Here is an 18,188-nt window from a genome sequence, read left to right as displayed (position 1 = left end):
GATACTTGTTCCAACCTCCGGCTGACTCTCAACCTTCAAACATCCTCCCGAGCTCGCTACCAGTTCGCGTACCACGAGAAATCCGAGTCCACGTCCACTGGCCTTGGAGATGCCACTACCCTGCATCAGGCGGCGCACGGCTGCCGGATCCATCCCGCAGCCCCGATCCGTCACCGTCATCACCACCTTGCGCTGAGGTTCATCCCCCTCAGTATCATCCTGTTCCATAACACCTTCTACGTGGATCGAGATGGGCCCGACCCACGGCGTCGCCTCCGCCGCATTTTTCACCAGGTTGGTTAAGATCCGCTCCACCGACTCCACCGGCACCCGAATCGGCTGAAACGCCCCTACACCATAAGAAGTCTCCACCTTCCGTCCAGCTACCCGGCTCAGCAACCCTTGGCAGCGGTCCACCACATCCGGCAATACGGAAGTGTCTACCTGCACCTTCACCGATCGACCCGACCGAGCGTGGTTCACCAGGCGATCGATCATCGCCCAGCTGCGATCGCTCAACATCCTCAGCTCACTGGCATATCCCTTGTGTTCTTCATGGAGCACGCCAGGCAACGCCAGAAGATCCGAATAGAGACTCAACGCACCCAGCAGATTCCCCGCATCATGCGCCAGTCCTGCACCTTCGGCCACATCCATCAGAGCGACCGGATCAGTCGGCGGCGCGACTGCTGTCTTGCGCACGGTTGGCATCGCCGAGCTATTAAGGCTCATCTGGCGCTTCATGTGGCGAAGCGCCGCAAACTTCTCGGAATAATTCTCTGGACTCAAGGCAGTACTGCTCTGCGTTGCCTGCATTTCTTCAATCCACCGTTCTCCTGCCTAGCTTTTTCTCAGAGCAGGTGCACTTCTGTAATCACTTCAAGTGCCAAACTGGAACTCCTTCGCTAAATGACTGCACATCAACCATAAACTCCTCCACAGCGCATTCACTACCTCCCCACAGTTCCCAAAATGGAACCACGCCTTCGGCGCTTTCTGCTTAATGCCAACAAACGCCAATCCAATCCGGCATTCCCATTCTGGAATCAATCCCATTATGGAACCGCGCGCGTACTAAATCGACCCACTCCCTCTCCTCTGGCACCATCCAAACATAAGAAGATTCTCACAACTATAATTCGTTCATGTCAGTAACCACCGCCGGACCCTCCCCCCAGCTCTTTCGTCCCGATCACCGCACCGCCGACGCCCTCCGCCAGGTCCGCATCATCCCTCACTATGTCTCCATGGCCGAAGGCTCCGTCCTCATGGAGTCGGGCAACACCCGCGTCCTCTGCAACGCCACCATCGAGCAGGGTGTCCCCGGCTGGCTCCGCAACTCCGGCCGTGGCTGGGTCACCGCCGAATACGGCATGCTCCCCCGCGCCACCCTCACCCGCACAGCCCGCGAGAGCGAACGCGGCAAAGTTGGCGGTCGCACCCACGAGATTCAGCGCCTCATCGGTCGCTCTCTCCGCTCCGTCGTCGACATGAAGGCTCTCGGCGAACGCACCATCATCCTGGACTGCGACGTGCTTCAGGCCGATGGAGGAACCCGCACAGCAGCCATCACCGGAGCCTGCGTCGCTCTCGCCTTGGCGTTAGGCAAACTGGTAAAGGCGGGCACCCTCAAAACATCCCCGCTCAAGCAAATGGTTGCGGCCACCTCCGTCGGCATCGTCGATGGCAACGTCCTCCTCGATCTCGCCTACGAAGAAGACTCGCGCGCTGCGGTCGATATGAACGTCGTCATGCTGGCCGACGGGGGCCTCGTCGAGACTCAGGCCACCGCCGAGCACGACTCCTACACCCGCATCCAGCTTGGCCAGATGCTCGACTACGCCGAGAAGGGTATCCGAGAGCTTCTCGCAGCCCAGCGCACCATCCTCGATGCTACCCAGTAAGATGCGTGTGCAACAATGCCACTATCCCCGCTCCTGTAACATCTCATTCCCTATAGAATTCTCTCGCCGATAAATTCCACCCGGCAGAGGCAGGTAACCTTTGATCGCAGCCCCAACGCAACAGACATCTCTTACCCGCGACCCACAGGCCACCGACATCCGTGCGATGAGCATCGCCACTGTGCTCTTCTTCATGTGGGGCTTCCTTACCTGTCTCAACGACATTCTCATCCCGCATCTCAAGGGCATCTTCAGCCTTAACTACGGCCAGGCTCTGCTCGTTCAGTTTGCCTTCTTCTCCTCCTACTTCATCTTTGCGCTGCCCTCCGGCAAACTCGTTGACTGGCGCGGCTACAAGCAGTCCATGGTCATCGGCCTCATCGTCATGGCCGCCGGAGCGCTCCTGTTTCTTCCCGCCGCCAGCACCGCATCCTTTCCTCTCTTCCTCTCCGCACTCGTGATCCTCGCCGCCGGCATCACCTGCCTCCAGGTCTCGGCCAACCCCTACGTCACCAACCTCGGCCCTCAGGCCACCGCTGCCAGCCGCCTCAATCTCGCGCAAGCGTTTAACTCCTTCGGCACCACCATCGCTCCATTCTTCGGTGGAGCCCTCATCCTCGGCGCCATCCAGGCATCTCCCGAGAAGATCAAGTCTTTCTCCGCCGCAGCGCTCCAGACCTACCGCGAACAGCAGGCATCGTCAGTCCGCATGCCGTACCTGGTCATCGCGGTCACGCTTCTCGTCCTAGCCGTCGCCATCGGCCTCATCAAGCTTCCCGCCACCGACTTCACCCGCGACTTCCGCCCCGGCGAACTCGTCGGCCGCGCCGTCGGCAGCATCTGGAAGCAGCCCTATCTCCTCATGGCCACCCTCGGCATCTTCGTCTACGTCGGAGCCGAAGTCTCCATCGGGAGCTTCCTCATTAACTACCTTGGCCTGTCCCACATCATGAACCTCTCTGAGCGGACCGCTGCCCACTACGTCTCCTTCTACTGGGGCGGAGCAATGGTCGGTCGCTTTATCGGCTCGTACGTTCTGCGTTACATCAGCACAGGCAAAGCCCTGGCTGCAGCAGCTCTCATCGCCTTCTGCCTCGTCCTTACCACTATGGCCACCGGAGGACCTGTTGCCCTGTACACCGTCCTCGCCGTCGGATTCTTCAACTCCATCATGTTTCCCAGCATCTTCAGCCTCGGCCTCGCCGGGCTTGGGGAGCTCACCAGCAAAGGCTCAAGCCTGATGGTTCAGGCCATCGTCGGTGGTGCCATCCTACCTCTTGCCGAAGGTCACCTTGCCGATCGAGTCGGTGTTCAGCATGCCTTTATCATTCCTGCAGTCTGCTACATCTATATCGCCGTCTTCGGGGTCCTGGCTTCACGCCGCAAAGACATCGATCAAGATCCCAGAGGTGCTTCACACGCCGCCACCAGCCACTAAAAAGAAAGCTCCGGCTCCGCACCTTGAGCTCCCCATCACGGATGACACCAAACCTACCCGAGCGGCATCCGATACGTAGGCTTCAACTCCTTCTCGCAAAAGCGACTGCGACTGAAGGCGTAACTTCGCGGAGTCTGCTCCGTCATACCGGACATACACTCCGCTGTGTAAAATGACCCTTCGTAGTCCTTCCATCACTCGAACCGTTTCAGGAGACATGCACCCCATGATCAAGTTGACACCAGGAAAACTAGCCGGCCTCAAGGCCGTCTCCGACCATCGTGGCGTGATCGCCGCCGCCGCCATGGACCAGCGCGGATCCCTCCAGAAGTCCCTCGCCAAGGAGCGCGGAGCTGCTGCCGACGCTCATGATCTCGAACAATTCAAAATCCTCGTCACCTCCGTCCTCACCAAGCACGCAACGGGCATTCTCCTCGATCCTGAGTACGGTCTCCCCGCCTCCAAACATCGCAACGGCAAGGGACTCTTCCTCGCCTATGAGAAGACCGGCTACGACGCAGCCACGCCCGGACGCCTGCCCGATCTGCTCGATGTCTGGAGCGTACGTCGCCTGAAAGAAGCCGGAGCCGACTGCATTAAAATCCTTCTCTACTACACCCCCTATGAGAAGTCCTCCGTCAACGATCTCAAGCAAGCCTGGGTCGAGCGCATCGGCGACGAGTGCATTGCTCATGACATCCCCTTCTTCCTCGAGCTCGTCGGCTACAGCGTCGACAGCAACGATGAAAAATCGCTCGGCTACGCCCTCAAGAAGCCCGAGGTCGTCTCCGGCTCCATGGCCGAGTTCGGCAAAGCCCACTACAATGTAGACGTCCTCAAAGTTGAAGTACCCGTCGAAATGGCCTTCGTCGAAGGCACCAAGTCCTTCAAGGGTGAGAAAGCCTACACGCGCAAAGAGGCCCTCCAGCACTTCCGCGACGCCACCACCATGACCCACAAGCCCTTCATCTATCTTTCAGCAGGCGTCTCAAATCCTGTCTTCATCGAAACCCTCGAACTCGCCGTCGAGTCCGGAACCACCTTCAACGGTGTCCTCTGCGGTCGCGCCACTTGGAAAGATGGCATCTCCATCTATGCCAAGCAGGGCGCAAAGGCCTTCGAAGATTGGCTCAACACTACCGGCGTAGAGAACATCACCAACGTCAATAACGCTTTGAAATCCGCTCACTCTTGGCACGATAAGGTAGAGTCGAAATAAGTCTTGTTTCATGCAAAGGCGCTGCATTCGTGCAGCGCCTTCGTGTTTTGCAATAAAACCAAATCTGAGCAAATTGCGTCACGGCTCTCCGAAGTCAGATAACAAAACAACGAATGCCCACACCCTAAACAAGCCCCGGACGCATCGTACGCAAGAGTAATTCCCTTGAGGTTGAACAAATGGATCAATTGCACGAGAAGACAGTTACGCGGTCACTGGCAAAGGGCTTGCTGGCAGGCTTAATAGGCGGATTGATAGCGACAGCCGCAAAAACGCTGGCCGAAAAGATCTACCCGCCACGAACACATGGCGAACCGGAGCCGCCTGCGGTTCTCGCGGAGAAGATCGTCGGGCATGAGCTCGTCGGAACGCCGAAAGAGGTCTCCGTCGAGACAATCCACTGGGGATTCGGGGCCCTGACCGGAGCCGCCTATGGTGCGCTGGCAGAGTACTACCCGCAGGCTACAGCGAAGGACGGCGCAGGATTCGGAATGGCGCTGACCTCCTTGACCCACGGCACTGCACTACCGGCACTGGGCCTATCTGCCGAACCAGAAGAGCAGACGACTCGAGAGCGAACCAGCGAAATGGCTACGCATGTTGTCTATGGCATGGTCACCGAGACAGTTCGTCGAGTTGTTAGGAAGATGCTGGGCTAGATCCATCCACCTTCTAGGTAGATCCCATTGTGTCTATCCACCGGCTGTTCGCCCAAAGACGTTCAGCGCCGTTGTATTTGGTGGCGAAGTTGCTGATGACTGCACCGGCTGCTTCATCGATCTGGGAAGCATAATTGAGAACTAGCTTGCGCTTACGTGTAACAGCTTCCCCTGCGAACTCGCCGGTGCTGCACAGAATCTCCGAAAGAGGTTCGCTGCGCTCAGCTGAAGCAGTGCGCAATACTTCGAGATCGGTCATTGCTGTGGTGTGGGTGGCAAGATACGGTAAGTCTTCGTAAAACGCGCTGGGGATCGACGCGGCGAAGGATTGAGCGGCTTCGCGAACGGTGAGATGATCAATCTCGTTTCCGAGGGCCGCTGGAAGCACAAGAGCCTGCATAGAGCCCAACTCCGATTGGCGGGTGAGCGCTCTACGGATCTTTTCTATGGAGGGGTCAGTAGAGTTAACCGGCGTGTCGCAGAGTCGATCGAGCGGAATGCGAAGGCGGATGGGTGCATCCTTCAGATTCAGATCAAGCATTTGAAGATTGTTTTTGAGCCCCTTGGGAAGCCCCTCCTTGATCCGCCTTATAAAGAGCTCGTCTTCGCGCAGACGCATGGCCGAGACGTAGGAGAGTTCGTCGTTTTCATGGACGAAGGCAGCGTCAGAGTAAGGAGCGTATCTGCTGCGGGTAAAAACGTTCAACAGCGTTACCGCGTGGCGTGCGGTAAGCCAGTGAGTCATAGCCAGTGAGAGGGAGAAGGCTGCGTCATCACGGTGTGGGGAAAGAATGAGAATCTTCAGAGTGTGCTCCAGAGCCTATTTTACTGGTGCTTCGACAGCCGCGCTGGTGGGGATATGATCCCGGGTTTGAGACCAGTCCGCCACTAGACTATCCACCACGACGTGTCCAACCCGATAAGCGGAATCGAGTGCGGGAAGATATGCGCTGTACTGGCGAATTTTCGTTTCGCCGAGACTTTCGGCAGCGGTGATACCGGGTCGTTGCTGGTCGAAGTTAGACGCGGTGCGGACGACGAGCACCCGGCTGATGTCGAGCCTGTGAGCACGAGCAAGCCATGTGAGAGATTGCATCGTGCCGGTATCCTCCATGCCGCAGATCGCGTACGTGCCATGGCCATCGGTCTGATACTTCACCCAGTCGCGAGCCCACTGGTTGAGCAGTTTACCGTGCCAGAAGGTAGCGGCGGAGAGGTTGTCACCGCGCAAAACAAAGGGAGGACGATGAGCCGCATCTTCAGAGTACTGCTGACGACGGGCAGCGATCGCAGGCGTATCGGGGAGTGTTGTGTCTTTGGTCAGCGCGAACGCCCAGTCAACCAAGGTGGTGTTCAGATGATAGACATTTCCATCATCGCCGAAGCGGGCAGCACGAGGCTGCTCATACGGAGTAGATTTGCCTAGAGGAACGTAACCGGTAGACCAGCCTTTCGGAATCTCACGTGCGTCGATCTCATGGGCAAGATCACCATCTACGATGTAATCCGACCAGACCGCAGATCCAAGCGAACCCATCTGAGGATCGATGCCGCCAATGCCGGCAACTAAAAAATAAGCGTGCGTAAGGTTGAATCGGGGATCGAGTCCCAGGGCCATGATCGTCGCTGCCGTGCGAGCAGTGCCAACACCTGTAAGAACACCTAAAACTCCGTTCTTCTCGTTGAGCCGTAGGTCATGGTAGCCCTCGGGAAAGGGCAGAACTGTGTCGAGGTGCTCTCGCTCAACCCAGTACTGGAACTCGCCCGGAGCATCGCCAGTGTCTGCTCCAACCTCGAACATATTGATGACAACTACCTTGATTTCAATAGGTTTTGAGGCTCTGGCAGACACGCTCGACATCACCGACAGCAGAAGCAGAGAAAAGAGGCGCATAGGAAATGGTAGCTCAATGGCGGGAACTATGTAACGAGCGCGCAAACAAACTCACTATCCCCTTGAACGTTAGGAAGGAGACTGCAATGTCTGAAGATACAGTTGCTGTTATCGTGACCATCGCTTTCTTCGTAGTGATGGCTGCTTGGATTCCTTTAGTCGAGTGTTGTGGAAGAACAATGCGAAGGGAGCCGAAACGCGAACCGCGAAAAGAAAGAAATCGGATGGTCGAATTGAAACGTGAACCCAGCTCAAAAAAAGGAAGCGGATATGAGACTGCAGTGATGCTTACGATACTGGCTGCGGTGGGTTCACTAGGTCTTCTCAACTAATCGGACTAGACACCCTTTTTGATCGGCTCCCAGATGAACTTGTGGATCTGGAGCGACAAACGGGCATCGATACCATCAGTCATCATCCACTCAACTAGCGTACGCGGGTCCAGAGTTGCATTGTCCGTAGTACGGAGCAGGCTGGGAGCCTTGTTGAAGGCCGGACTGAAGAGTATTTGGCCGGCCCTCTCATGCAGCGCATGCGTCCGGACGAACTCGCAGGCGAACTCGTAGTCCTCGCGGTGAGAGAGTACAAACTTAACCTCATCCTTCTTGGTCAACGCTTCCAGGTTCTCCATGCGAAAACTATTGGCAGCACTGCCGGCACCGGGGCACTTCACGTCGACAATCTTATGAACGGCCTTGGGAACCTCGGCCAAAGGGCGTTCCCCGCTGGTTTCGATCATCAGGGTATAGTTCTCCGCCAGAAGACGTTCCATCAGAGGCAGAAGCTCCTTGGACTGAAGCATGGGTTCGCCACCGGTGAACTCGACGAGCCGACACGGGGCCAACGCCTCTATCTCTGCGACGATCTCGTCGGCAGTGTAAGGCTTACCCCCGGTAAAGGTGTACTCGGAGTCGCACCACGCACACCGCAGGTTGCAACCCGCAAGGCGGACAAAGATGCAGGGAAGGCCAGCAAAGGAAGACTCCCCTTGCACGGATTTGTAGAGTTCGATGAGATGCATCTTCGTGTGTGGGTACCGGAAAAGAAGTGTTGACTTAAGAATCGCCGAGTTCAAACTCGGCCAGCTCGAAGAAACTCTATTTGTAATACCGCGCAAAGCTGGTGTCGGTCTCGTAGAGAGTGCAGTCTTTCACGCGAACCCGCCCGGAAGTCATCTCATGCAGCTGACTGCTGGTCTGCTCGTAAAAGTATTTCGCAAGATTTTCGGCACTCGGATTGATCTCTTTATCAAAAGGCGGAAGATCGTTGATCATGAAGTGATCGAGATAATCGACCGTCGGCCGCATTACCTGTTTGAGCAGCTTGAAATCGAGGAGCATACCAGCAGCGTCGAGCTCTTCCCCGATCAGCGTGACAAAGACTTTATAGTTGTGGCCATGCGGGTTCTCACACTTGCCACGGTAGTTGCGGAGGTAGTGGCCGGAAGAAAAGCCGGCTTCTACAGTTACTTCGAACATGAGTCAGAAAATCCCTTCAATCGTTCGGTAGCCGCGTCCTGAGAGGTCAGAATGGATTGGGGACTTAGCGGCAGCCTACTTTGATTGTACCGTCTTAAGCAGAATCAAGCTGAAACCGCTAGCGTCGGCGCTTGGCTCTGCGGGCTTCTTCGTTGCGGCGCTCTGCTTGTTCAAAGAGCGAAGACAGAACTCCTGCAAGAGCCACCAGAAGGCCGACCACAAAAAGACCAAGGCCCATTGTGCGCCAGAGAGCAGCATCGCCAGGAGATCCCGGCTGCTGTGCAATGTTGGTGTAAGCCACACCACAAGAGATAAGGGCAAAAAGAACGAGACTACCAGCGAGGATATAGAGGTTTCGCCCCATGAGATTGTTCTATTTTACGGTCTATGCTGAGTTACGATCCGTCGATCGACCTCCGTCTTATAAATTCCGCCGTGTTCTACGCGATGGTCGATACGTCGAGGCCCGGAAGTCTCGCTCACAGCCTAAGAGACCGGACTAATATGTCGGAAACGTTTTGGCAACAAAGTCTAAATCAGTTCAACCTGTTCCGCGTTTCTTATGTATGATAGGCGACATTACATTAGGACGATCCGTGATTCTCCTCTTACGGATGCAAACTTTCCTGATCCCCATACGGCGTCCGGCGACCCTCCCCCACAGAGCTTGCAGAAGGTCTTAACAGCCAGGTGATCGAGATGAACGAATTTACCAACACCGTATTTACCCCAGCGGAATTTCTGGCACACACGGGACTTGGACGCAAGGTAGTCCACTTGAAGGCAAGGAATACACTCTTCAAACAAGGGAGCCCTGCCGACGCAGTCTTCTACCTGCAAAAGGGACGAGCAAAGCTCACGGTGGTTTCAAAGACGGGGAAAGAAGCAACGATCTCTCTTCTCGCAGCCGGAGACTTCATAGGAGAGGCGTCGATTGCAGCGGTGCCGGGGAATCACCTTGCGACAGCCACGGCGCTTGTTGCCTGCCTTGCTCTCCGGATCGAAAGAAGTGAGATGCTTCGAGTCATCCGCGAAGAGCAAACCTTCTCGGATCTCTTTCTGTCGTTCCTCCTAGCACGTAGTATGCGTACCCAGGCCGACTTGGTCGACCAACTCTTCAACTCAAGTGAAAAACGCCTGGCGAGAGTTCTCTTGCTGATGGCAGAGTTCGGAAAACCAGGCGAGCAGGAGATGCTGATACCGAAGATTTCGCAGGAGATGCTTGCAGAGATGATTGGCACAACTCGATCTCGAGTGAGCTTCTTCATGAATCGTTTCCGGAAGCTGGGGTTTGTGGAATACAACGGCAGGATCCGAGTTCACAAGTCGCTTTTGAACATAGTGCTGCACGACGAAAGCGACAGAGAAAATGCGACCGATGCCTCTTTGAACAACGCATCTGGTGTGGAGAGATTAAAGCCGGCAAGAGGAAAGTTAAGTTCACCTGATCCAAGATAAGCGATGTATGAAACCGGACTTGAAGAATTGGATCCATCGAACAGGACGGTCGTATTCGAGTCCATCGTACCAATTGAAAAGAAATACAAAGGAAACAATACGAAGGAAGAGAAATCTGAAGAAGCCGCCAGCGACTCACCTTTAAATTGCGAATAGGGAAATAGTAAGTGAAGAAAAATGAGCCTGACCTGAGCAATGCCTGACCTGAGCAATGCCTGACCTGAGCAATATTGAACAGCTAAATAGTTCACATGGTGGAAGCATTAAAAGATCCTGAATACGCTGAGGGAGGCTGCGTGGCCATTGCAAAAGTCTTGTTGGTGGACGATGACGAAGTGATACGTCTTACGCTGGCAGCCCTTATGCAGGAACGCGGCTTTGATGCTACGACCGCGGCCAATGTGCGGGAGGCTCTGCACTACATTGCCTCCGAGCCATACGACGTGCTGCTGAGCGACCTGCACATGCCAAATCCGGGAGATGGCCTGACAGTGATCGGTGCCATGCAACACGCGAATCCAGATGCAGTAACTCTACTGCTGACAGGGTTTCCAGAGATGGAGGCGGCGGCCAGCGCGATCGTGGCCCAGGCAGACGAGATCCTGATAAAGCCTGTAGATGTGTCCCAGATGGTTGAGGTGGTAAAGAGCAGGCTGGCCGGCAGACCAAATCGCAAACGCTTGGTTGAAAGCGTTGCGACGATTCTGGAACGTCAGGCGGACAGTACCATTGAAGATTGGTGCTCCCGTGTTATGCAGGATGAGAGCTTGATGGCGGTACCGATGAGCTGTGAGTTACGCAGCGAACATCTGCCGCAGATGTTCCGCGACCTGGTGAGACGGCTTCGCGCTTCTGCGCCGCTTGGCACCAGAGAGATGCTCTCGCCCGCCGCTAATCATCATGGAATAAAACGACGCACACAGGGGTACACTGCGGCGATGATGGTGGAAGAGTCGCGGATGTTACAGGTCAGCATTTTTCACATGCTCAAAATAACCTCGCGACAATCGATTTTAGAGTGGTGCTGGTGGGAGTGATGACGATTGCAGACGAGGTCGACTCTCAACTGAGCCAGGCGATGGCCGATATATGACGGAATCGATGGTAGAGACCCTGCGCGCCTGGAACTTGGACATGAATTAGCGGGTCAGACGCCGGCCAAGAATTATTTCAACTTGTAGATGCGAGCCTCCCAACCTGCGAGGTTGAGGGTTCCGGTCACAAGGCCAGTCGTGCCGACATTCGACATAACAAGCGAATCGACTTTGACTTCAGCAGGGAGCGTGTAGGCCATCGGCCCCGAGCTGAAGTTCAGAACGACAAGAAATCGTTCTGCGCCAAGAGTGCGGGTGTAAGCGAAGATGGATTTATCTGCTGGATCCAGGTCTTTGTAGTCCCCATAGACAAAAGCCTGGTGCGCATGGCGTAGAGCGATGAGTTTACTCGTGTAGTGGTAGATCGAGTTAGGATCTGCAACTTCCGCGGCGGCGTTGATCTCCGTGTAGTTAGGATTTACAGCGAGCCATGGCTTCGTAGCGGTGGAAAAGCCACCATTAGCGGAGCTATCCCACTGCATGGGCGTCCGAGAGTTGTCACGGCTCGTATGCCGGAGATTTGAGATAAACATCTCTTCGGAGACCTTTCCCGTCAGAACATTCGCTTTGTAGGCATTCTTCACCTCAATATCGTCGAAGTCGCCAATGCCGCGGAACGGATAGTTGGTCATGCCGAGCTCATCGCCTTGGTAAAGGAAGGGCGTGCCGCGAAGCGTAAGCAACATAGTCGCCAGCAATTTGGCCGAGGGGACGCGGAATTCGGGCGAATCATCGCCAAAGGTCGACACCAGACGCGGATTGTCGTGATTCGACAAGAAGACAGTGTCCCAGCTATAAGCATCGAGCTGCTCCGCATGGTGCGTATAGATGGCCTTGATCGTTGGTAGATCGAAGGCCTTAAGTTTGCTGCCGTCGCGATTAGAGCGGATCGCATCGAAGTTGAAGATCATATTCAACTCGTGCCGATTGTCCCCAACCATCAGAGGAGTCTGCTTGAGTGAGATGCCAAGCGCTTCGCCTACAGTCATGACGTCATACTTCGACATCACATTGCGGTTCATCTCCTGCAGGTAGTCGTGCATGTGCGGACCGTTCGCGTAGGCATCGCCATAGTGCCTTACCTGGTCAGGAGTCAGATCAGGAAACGCCGGGTTCTTCGAGATAAGAGGGATGACATCCATGCGAAAACCATCGACTCCTTTGTCGAGCCAGAAGCGCATAAGGCTGTAGACCTCTTCGCGGACCTTCGGATTGTCCCAGTTGAGGTCAGGCTGCTTCACAGCAAAGTAGTGGAGATAATACTGGTCCGTCTTAGGATCGAACTGCCAAGCTGAGCCAGAGAAGAATGATGGATCATTGTTCGGTGGCAGAGTAGTTGGCTTTCCATCTGCACCTACAGGACCGGGCTTGCCGTCGCGCCAGAAGTAGTAGTCGCGGTACGGATTATCTTTCGACTTACGACTTTCGACAAACCAGTGATGCTCGTCGGAGGTATGGTTGACAACGAGATCAATGATGAGGCGCATGTGGCGCTGCTTCACACCCGCGAGCAGCGTATCGAAGTTGGCCATGGTGCCGAACTCAGCCATCACCTTGCGGTAGTCGCGAATGTCATATCCATTGTCAGCATTGGGCGAATCGTAGTGAGGACTGAGCCAGATGACGTTGACGCCAAGCTTTTGGAGATAGTCAAGCTTGGAGGTAACACCGGGAATATCTCCGATGCCGTCGCCATTCGAGTCTTTGAAGGAACGCGGATACACCTGGTAGACGACAGCTTCCTTCCACCAAGTAGGCTGGTAGCCGTTTACGAGAGCGGGCGCAGCAGGGTTCGTGGCCCGCGAAGAGACAGAAGACAAAGGCAACATGGCGGCAAGAACCAGAACGGCGTTGAGGATAGAGGATTTCACGGGATTATGGTCTACGCACAGAGGAGATGCGTCAAGTTCAACACGCTATTTCGCAGGCGTAAAGAACTCTTCCACATCGGTGATGTCTTGCGTCAGCCTGTAGGGCGGTAGTGATTCTAGAAAGATGCGCCCATATCGTTGTCGCTGGATACGTGGGTCCAGCAACATGAGCACTCCGCGGTCGTTAAGGCTGCGAATCAGCCGGCCAAACCCCTGCTTCAGAGTGATGACAGCGTTCGGAATCTGGTAGTCAAAAAAAGGCTTACCGCCGAGGGCTTCGATCGCTTCCATGCGTGCTTCGACGATGGGATCGGACGGAACAGCAAACGGAAGGCGGTCAATGATCACGCAGGAGAGCTGTTCGCCTTGCACGTCGACGCCTTGCCAGAAGGAAGAAGTGCCAAACAGGACCGCATGGGGAGTATCACGAAACTGCTGCAGGAGAACATTACGCGGTGCGCTCCCATGAAGAAGAAGCGGGTAAGGAAGTTCGGCAAGAAGACGCTCATAGGTATTGCGCATCTGAGAGTAGCTGGTGAAAAGACAGAAGGCCCGGCCCTTGGTGATCTCAAGAACGCGGCGAATACGTTCCGCAGCGCGCTCAGGAAAGTCAGGCTCGCGAGGATCTGGCATGTTCGGAGGCAGATACAGCAGCGCCTGCTTCTCGTAGTTGAAGTGAGAAGGAACGATAAGCTCACGCGTACTATGCAGACCCAGCCGTTTGCGAATGTGGTCGAAGCCGCCTGACACCGTAAGGGTCGCCGAGGTGAGGATCACGGAGTTGTAGCTATCAAAAAGCGAGTTAGTAAGAAGCTCCGAGACATCGATGGGCGTCGCCTGAAGGTGAGTGTGAAAGCTTCCATGGCCGGCCCCGCGAGCGAGGTTGCGAACACCACCCGCGGCGCGGCGCTCTATCCAGAACACAGTATTGCGGTCAGGAGATTCGAGCAGGAAGTTCAGATGAGCACGAATATCCGCCACACGTTTACGTAGGCCGGACGACTCCTCCACATTCTTCAGATACTCCAGTTCGCCTTCAAGACGGGTCAGCGCGTTAAGAACAGCAGTGTAGGTATCTCCAGACTCTTCCAGGAAGGCTTCGCGGTGAAGGAACGGCATGCGCCCGCCACCGCTGAACGTCCCACCCGGCTCAGTCGGCAGCACCGAAAAGAAAAGTCGAGAGCGATCCTTCAGGGTGGCACACGCACTCTCAATAGCGCTGCTGCTGGCTTGCTTGGCTTTGAGCAGAATCTCTACATCGCGCGTAAGCTCGTCGATGCGCTGAGTAGATAGGCCGATACCGAAATAATTGGACGCCACCTCCTCCAGCTCATGCGCCTCGTCGAAGATGACCACCGCGGCCTCGGGAAGTATGCCGGCGTCGGGAGCCCCCGCAGCCTGCTGCTTGATGTTCAGATCAGCAAAGAAGAGATGGTGATTGACAATGACGATCTCCGACTCGAGAGCTTTACGTCGCATCGTCGTGACGAAGCAACGCTCCCAATCCGGGCAGCTTTGACCTAGGCAAACCTCGGTGCGGGCATCAAGCTTGTGCCATAACGCAGAGGACTCTGGCAGGTGATCGAGTTCAGCGCGATCGCCGGTCTCGGTAGTCTTTTCCCAGGCTGCAATGTGGTGAAATTGGTCGATCTCCTCCAGCCCGTTGAGGAGCGGGTTATCGCGAAGCGCATAGAGCTTATGCCGGCAAAGATAGTTGGCGCGACCCTTCATATAGCAAACCTTCAGCGGGCCTAGAAGGGATTCGAGGAAGGGTACATCTTTGAAGTAAAGCTGCTCTTGAAGATTTTTGGTGCCCGTAGAGATGATGACCCGTTGGCCCCGTTCACGCGCGAGTCGTAAAGCGGGCAGCAGGTAGGCGAGGGTTTTGCCTGTGCCGGTACCAGCTTCCACAATCAAATGTCGCTTCTCCTTGAACGTAGACTCTATTGCTCGCGCCATATCGTATTGCCCGCGGCGATGCTCGAACGCCAGCGTAGAGCGAGAGAGAATGCCCCCGGGCGCGAAGAAGTCATGCAGGCTCGGAAGATTCACCTGCGGCGCGGGCGTGATCGAGATGGGAACGGTAGACGACAAAGTAGGGGCTGCTGTTTCGCTCTTCCCATGATAGCTGCGTGCAGCTGCCGGGTAACGATGGCCTGAAGCCTTGCATCACACAGGCTGAGGTGAAGAATGAGCGTCGTCCAGGGAAAAAGTCTTTATATCTTGCAGGACCCGACCAAACAGTACCCGCAGCCAAAGTTCAAGCATCAGCCGCAGTCCGAACCGGGGTTGGATAAGAAGATGACTCCAAAGGCCGACCATGGGGAGACAAGTTACCTTGGAAGCGGGCGTCTGCCGCAACGAAAGGCTTTGGTGACAGGCGGCGATTCGGGCATTGGCAGGGCTGCCGCTATCGCGTTTGCGCGTGAGGGTGCGGACGTGGCCATCAACTACCTGCCCAGCGAAGAAGCGGATGCGAAAGAAGTGATCGCGCTCATTGAGAAAGAAGGACGCAAGGCATTTGCGCTCCCGGGAGATCTCAAAAACGAAGCCTTCTGCAAAAAGCTCGTGAAAGACGCACACAAAAAGCTGGGCGGTCTGGATATCCTGGCTTGTGTGGCCGGCAGACAACATGCTGTCGACAAGATTGCGGACATAACGACCAAGCAATTTGAAGAGACCTACCGGGTGAATGTATTCGCGCTGTTCTGGTTGTGCCAGGCTGCGCTCCCGCTGATGCCGAAGGGCGGCTCGATCATTACCACGGCATCGATTCAAGCAACCCATCCCAGCCCCAGCCTGCTTGACTATGCGCCAACGAAAGCCGCGATCCTCGCGTTCACCCGGGCGCTGGCCAGACAGGTTGCGGCCGACGGAATTAGGGTAAATTGCGTGGCGCCCGGACCTGTGTGGACCCCGCTACAAACCAGTGGAGGCCAGCCCGATAAAAAGATTCCCGCGTTCGGATCAGAGACTCCGATGAAACGGCCAGGACAACCGGTTGAGATGTCTCCGCTTTACGTTCTGCTGGCCAGCCAGGAGGCTAGCTATGTGACTGGCGAAGTTTACGGGGCTACCGGGGGTCTGGAGGTAGGTTAGATCCTGCGTAACGAGACCGAATCCCCGCTAATCAGTGCCCTTTTCCTGGGTCGACCCTCAATCGTTCCTATAATAGAGGTTGAGAGTCTGCGCGCTTAGGTCTGCGTCGGGCAAGAGGGATCAACGATGGCAGGAAAGAAAGAACCGAAGCGATTAGGCAAAAAGCACAGGCAGGCATCAACGAGACCGAAGAAGGGCCGCTCGCCCAAAGCTACCCCCACCACCGGGGCGGTAGATCCCCGGAAGAGGAAGGTACTCTCCACGAAGCGGGCGGCGGCGGATAAGGCCTCCAGGGTGACCAAGCAGTCGCCCGAGCGGGAGAAGCGCAGAACCATTCGTACCGACGGCCAAGGATCAACTAAGACCCCCAAGGGAACCGCTCCTAACGCACCTCGAGTCAAACCGGTGCGGCCTGCGGACGGGATCGTGGGCAGGCAGACGCCACGGTCGTCCAACATGGACGGGCGAGAGGAAGACTGGCGCGACATCGAGCTGCTGGCCTCCCAGATGGTCACCGACACCGTGAGCATCGACACCCGGGAACTGCCCCTCATCGCGGTCTGTGGCCGCCCTAACGTGGGCAAGAGCACCCTCTTCAACCGCCTGACCGGTTCGCGTCGGTCGATCGTCGGCGATGAGCCTGGCATCACCCGCGACCGCATCTACGGCGAGCTGGAGTGGATGGGGCGCGAGGCAAGAATCGTCGATACCGGCGGCGTCGTCCCGGACGATGAGGCACTGATCCCCGCAGAGATCTTCCGCCAGGCCAAGGTTGGCCTGGAAGAGGCCGACGCTATCGTGATGGTCGTGGACGGACGAACCGAGCTTGCATCGCCCGACCTGGAGTTGGCGCGCCTTCTGCTGCGCGGCGGCAAACCAGTGTTTCTCGCAGTCAACAAGATGGACACCGAAGCGATGCAGAGCCAGGCAGAGAACTTCCGCCGCCTCGGCTTCAGGAATGTGCTGCCGATCTCGGCTGAACATGGATCGGGAATGGGCGATCTGCTCGACGCCGTCTTCGAAGTTCTCCCGGAGCCGAAGGAGGTCATCGAAGAGCCTGAGGTGATGCTGACCGAGAGTGACGAGGCCGAAGAGGATGAGACCGGCCCGGACTACTCCGTTGCCCCCGGAGCTACGCTTGTCGCCGACGCCGCAACTGCTGAAGCCCCGTACCGTCCGCGAATGCTGCGCTCGCACGGCGAGTACGACAGCAAAGAGACGAAGGTTGCCATCATCGGCCGGCCGAATGTGGGCAAGAGCACACTGCTGAATGCGTTGACCGGCAAAGAGCGCGCCATCGTGTCTCCTATCGCCGGCACAACGCGCGATGCCGTGGACGAGGTCGTCGAACGCGAAGGACACAACTTCCGCTTCGTCGATACCGCAGGTATCCGGCGCAAAGGCAAGACCAAGCTGATGGCCGAAAAGCTATCGGTGATCATGGCGCGGAAGCATCTTGAAGCGGCTGATGTCTCGCTGCTGATCATCGATGCGGCGGAGGGCGTGGCCGCGCTCGATGCGAACATCGGAGGCTACGCGCATGAGAGCGGCAGGTCGGTGATCATCGTTATCAACAAGTGGGACCTGATGACGCGGACCGGCAAAGATGGAATGCGTCTCTTCGACGGCAAGCCCCCGGCAGACCAGAAGCAGTACGAGCAGGATGTCCGCGACAAGCTGAAGTACCTGGACTACGCCCCTCTGCTCTTTATCTCAGCAGCAGACGGGAAAAACATCGAGTCCGTCTTCAAGAAGGTGGAGTTGGTCTCGCGCGAACGCCGCAAGCGCGTGACCACGGGCCAGATGAACAAGTTTCTGGAGAAGGTCGACTTCCAGAGGGCCTCTGTCCCAATGAACAAGCGCGTGCGGATCTACTACATGACGCAGGCCGCCGTCGCTCCTCCGACCTTTGTTCTCTTCACGGACAAAGACATCAAGATGCACTTCTCGTTCGAGCGTTTTCTGGGCAACCAGATTCGCGAGAACTTCGGGTTCATCGGCAGTCCGATCTGGTTCAAGATCAAGGCGCGAAACAAGAAGAAGACGGCATAGTGGTCCGGCAGATACCCCCTCC

General features: G+C 56.3%; 17 protein-coding genes. 9 read left to right on the top strand and 8 right to left on the bottom strand.

Features of this window, described 5'->3' with window-relative positions; translation table 11 throughout:
- On the bottom strand, window positions 1-816 hold an 816-nt coding region (locus GSQ94_RS03090; protein WP_158941829.1), incomplete at its 3' end, for a HAMP domain-containing sensor histidine kinase.
- Window positions 817-1,145: 329 nt separating this feature from the next.
- Here GSQ94_RS03090 and rph point away from each other — a divergent pair.
- From rph to GSQ94_RS03070, 4 genes are all read left to right on the top strand, one after another.
- On the top strand, window positions 1,146-1,904 hold the full coding sequence (gene rph / locus GSQ94_RS03085; protein ID WP_158941828.1) for a ribonuclease PH: 759 nt from the start codon (window positions 1,146-1,148) through the stop codon (window positions 1,902-1,904).
- 100 nt (window positions 1,905-2,004) lie between these two features.
- The gene (locus tag GSQ94_RS03080; RefSeq protein ID WP_254063591.1) at window positions 2,005-3,342 is read left to right on the top strand and encodes a sugar MFS transporter; all 1,338 of its coding nucleotides are present in this window, start codon (window positions 2,005-2,007) and stop codon (window positions 3,340-3,342) included.
- 229 nt (window positions 3,343-3,571) lie between these two features.
- Complete coding sequence (locus tag GSQ94_RS03075) at window positions 3,572-4,561, top strand: tagatose 1,6-diphosphate aldolase (RefSeq protein WP_174240874.1); 990 nt, start codon at window positions 3,572-3,574, stop codon at window positions 4,559-4,561.
- Window positions 4,562-4,740: 179 nt separating this feature from the next.
- Window positions 4,741-5,220, top strand: coding sequence for a DUF1440 domain-containing protein (locus GSQ94_RS03070; RefSeq protein WP_158941826.1), 480 nt, complete (start codon window positions 4,741-4,743; stop codon window positions 5,218-5,220).
- A gap of 13 nt (window positions 5,221-5,233) precedes the next feature.
- Here GSQ94_RS03070 and GSQ94_RS03065 read toward each other — a convergent pair whose 3' ends face one another.
- Window positions 5,234-5,926: a hypothetical protein gene (locus GSQ94_RS03065; RefSeq protein WP_158941825.1), complete on the bottom strand. Its 693-nt coding sequence runs from the start codon at window positions 5,924-5,926 to the stop codon at window positions 5,234-5,236.
- 114 nt (window positions 5,927-6,040) lie between these two features.
- Entirely contained in the window at window positions 6,041-7,114 is a 1,074-nt protein-coding gene (locus tag GSQ94_RS03060; RefSeq protein ID WP_158941824.1) for a purine nucleoside permease, read from the bottom strand.
- A gap of 86 nt (window positions 7,115-7,200) precedes the next feature.
- Between GSQ94_RS03060 and GSQ94_RS03055 the strand changes: the two genes are divergently transcribed.
- Complete coding sequence (locus GSQ94_RS03055) at window positions 7,201-7,446, top strand: hypothetical protein (protein ID WP_158941823.1); 246 nt, start codon at window positions 7,201-7,203, stop codon at window positions 7,444-7,446.
- Between the two features lie 5 nt (window positions 7,447-7,451).
- On the opposite strand, the gene GSQ94_RS03050 is transcribed toward GSQ94_RS03055, so the two are convergent.
- From GSQ94_RS03050 to GSQ94_RS03040, 3 genes are all read right to left on the bottom strand, one after another.
- Entirely contained in the window at window positions 7,452-8,135 is a 684-nt protein-coding gene (locus tag GSQ94_RS03050; RefSeq protein ID WP_158941822.1) for a radical SAM protein, read from the bottom strand.
- A gap of 76 nt (window positions 8,136-8,211) precedes the next feature.
- Entirely contained in the window at window positions 8,212-8,592 is a 381-nt protein-coding gene (gene queD, locus GSQ94_RS03045; protein ID WP_158941821.1) for a 6-carboxytetrahydropterin synthase QueD, read from the bottom strand.
- Between the two features lie 118 nt (window positions 8,593-8,710).
- Window positions 8,711-8,956 (bottom strand): hypothetical protein, encoded by a 246-nt coding sequence (locus tag GSQ94_RS03040; protein WP_158941820.1) that lies wholly within the window; start codon window positions 8,954-8,956, stop codon window positions 8,711-8,713.
- A 335-nt stretch (window positions 8,957-9,291) separates the two neighbouring features.
- Between GSQ94_RS03040 and GSQ94_RS03035 the strand changes: the two genes are divergently transcribed.
- Window positions 9,292-10,050: a Crp/Fnr family transcriptional regulator gene (locus GSQ94_RS03035; RefSeq protein WP_158941819.1), complete on the top strand. Its 759-nt coding sequence runs from the start codon at window positions 9,292-9,294 to the stop codon at window positions 10,048-10,050.
- Between the two features lie 251 nt (window positions 10,051-10,301).
- Window positions 10,302-11,087: a response regulator gene (locus GSQ94_RS03030; RefSeq protein WP_254063589.1), complete on the top strand. Its 786-nt coding sequence runs from the start codon at window positions 10,302-10,304 to the stop codon at window positions 11,085-11,087.
- A gap of 128 nt (window positions 11,088-11,215) precedes the next feature.
- On the opposite strand, the gene GSQ94_RS03025 is transcribed toward GSQ94_RS03030, so the two are convergent.
- Together GSQ94_RS03025 and GSQ94_RS03020 are read right to left on the bottom strand one after the other, a co-directional pair.
- Window positions 11,216-13,015: an alpha-glucosidase gene (locus GSQ94_RS03025; RefSeq protein ID WP_254063587.1), complete on the bottom strand. Its 1,800-nt coding sequence runs from the start codon at window positions 13,013-13,015 to the stop codon at window positions 11,216-11,218.
- A 45-nt stretch (window positions 13,016-13,060) separates the two neighbouring features.
- Window positions 13,061-15,109 carry an ATP-dependent DNA helicase gene (locus GSQ94_RS03020; RefSeq protein WP_158941818.1) on the bottom strand — a complete coding sequence of 683 codons (2,049 nt, stop codon included), beginning with the start codon at window positions 15,107-15,109 and terminating at the stop codon, window positions 13,061-13,063.
- A gap of 96 nt (window positions 15,110-15,205) precedes the next feature.
- On the opposite strand from GSQ94_RS03020, the gene GSQ94_RS03015 reads away from it, so the two are divergent.
- The gene (locus GSQ94_RS03015) at window positions 15,206-16,114 is read left to right on the top strand and encodes an SDR family oxidoreductase (protein ID WP_158941817.1); all 909 of its coding nucleotides are present in this window, start codon (window positions 15,206-15,208) and stop codon (window positions 16,112-16,114) included.
- Between the two features lie 126 nt (window positions 16,115-16,240).
- On the top strand, window positions 16,241-18,166 hold the full coding sequence (gene der / locus GSQ94_RS03010) for a ribosome biogenesis GTPase Der (RefSeq protein WP_158941816.1): 1,926 nt from the start codon (window positions 16,241-16,243) through the stop codon (window positions 18,164-18,166).
- Window positions 18,167-18,188 lie beyond the last annotated feature (22 nt).

Source organism: Granulicella sp. S190, from assembly GCF_009766095.1.
Taxonomy (GTDB): domain Bacteria; phylum Acidobacteriota; class Terriglobia; order Terriglobales; family Acidobacteriaceae; genus Edaphobacter.
The sequence above is the reverse complement of the archived record's forward strand: the minus strand, read 5'-3'. Positions and strand labels throughout refer to the sequence as shown.